The 1,551-nt window shown below is 68.0% G+C and carries 1 protein-coding gene; it reads left to right on the top strand.

Going from position 1 to position 1,551, the window contains the following annotated elements:
• A partial coding sequence (locus ACZ4XX_RS40260; RefSeq protein WP_468512774.1) for an acyl-CoA carboxylase subunit beta occupies positions 1–1,551 on the top strand: 1,551 nt, incomplete at both ends.

Raw genomic sequence — 1,551 nt, 5'->3', positions numbered from 1 at the left:
CCGCTGACGCCCGTGGCCGGGTGGCCGAGCTGCATGTCCTGCGTGAGCAGGCTCTCCGTGGCCCGAGTGACCGTGCGACCGAGGCGCAGCATGCGAAGGGCAAGCTGACGGCGCGTGAGCGGATCGAGCTGCTGCTCGATCCGGGTTCCTTCAGTGAGGTCGAGCAGCTTCGCCGGCACCGGGCCCAGGGCTTCGGTCTGGAGGCGAAGAAGCCGTACACCGATGGTGTGATCACCGGGTGGGGCACGGTGGAGGGCCGGACGGTCTTCGTCTACGCGCATGACTTCCGGATCTTCGGCGGGGCGCTGGGCGAGGCTCATGCGACGAAGATCCACAAGATCATGGACATGGCGATCGCGGCCGGTGCTCCGCTGGTGTCGCTGAACGACGGTGCGGGTGCCCGTATCCAGGAGGGCGTCTCGGCGCTGGCCGGTTACGGCGGCATCTTCCAGCGCAACACCCGGGCCTCGGGTGTGATCCCGCAGATCTCGGTGATGCTCGGCCCGTGTGCGGGCGGCGCGGCCTACAGTCCGGCGCTGACGGACTTCGTGTTCATGGTCCGTGAGACCTCGCAGATGTTCATCACCGGACCGGACGTGGTCAAGGCGGTCACCGGCGAGGAGATCACCCAGAACGGTCTCGGCGGCGCCGATGTCCACGCGGGTGTCTCCGGTGTCTCCCACTTCGCGTACGACGACGAGGAGACCTGCATCGCGGAGGTCCGCTACCTGCTGTCGATGCTCCCGCAGAACAACCGGGAGAACCCGCCGGCGGTCGCCTCCCAGGACCCGGCCGACCGCCGCTCCGAGGTCCTCCTCGACCTCGTGCCCGCGGACGGCAACCGCCCCTACGACATGCACAAGGTCATCGAGGAGCTCGTCGACGACGGCGACTACCTGGAGATCCACGAGCGCTGGGCCCGCAACATCATCTGCGCGCTGGCCCGCCTGGACGGTCAGGTCGTGGGCATCGTCGCCAACCAGCCGCAGACGCTGGCCGGTGTCCTGGACATCGAGGCCTCCGAGAAGGCCGCCCGCTTCGTGCAGATGTGCGACGCCTTCAACATCCCGATCATCACCCTTCTGGACGTACCCGGCTTCCTGCCGGGCGTCGACCAGGAGCACGGTGGAATCATCCGGCACGGCGCGAAGCTGCTGTACGCGTACTGCAACGCGACCGTGCCCCGGATCAGCCTGATCCTGCGCAAGGCGTACGGCGGCGCGTACATCGTCATGGACTCCCAGTCCATCGGCGCCGACCTGACGTACGCCTGGCCCACCAACGAGATCGCGGTCATGGGCGCCGAAGGCGCCGCCAACGTCATCTTCCGCAAGCAGATCGCGGAGGCAGAGGACCCCGAAGCCATGCGGGCCCGCATGGTCAAGGAGTACAAGGCCGAACTGATGCACCCCTACTACGCGGCCGAACGCGGCCTGGTCGACGACGTCATCGACCCCGCCGACACCCGCCAGGTGCTCATCAGGTCCCTCGCGATGCTCCGCACCAAGCACGCCGACCTGCCGTCCCGCAAGCACGGCAACCCGCCTCAGT

The sequence above is a fragment of the Streptomyces sp. NPDC029956 genome, assembly GCF_055574655.1.
The sequence above is the reverse complement of the archived record's forward strand: the minus strand, read 5'-3'. Positions and strand labels throughout refer to the sequence as shown.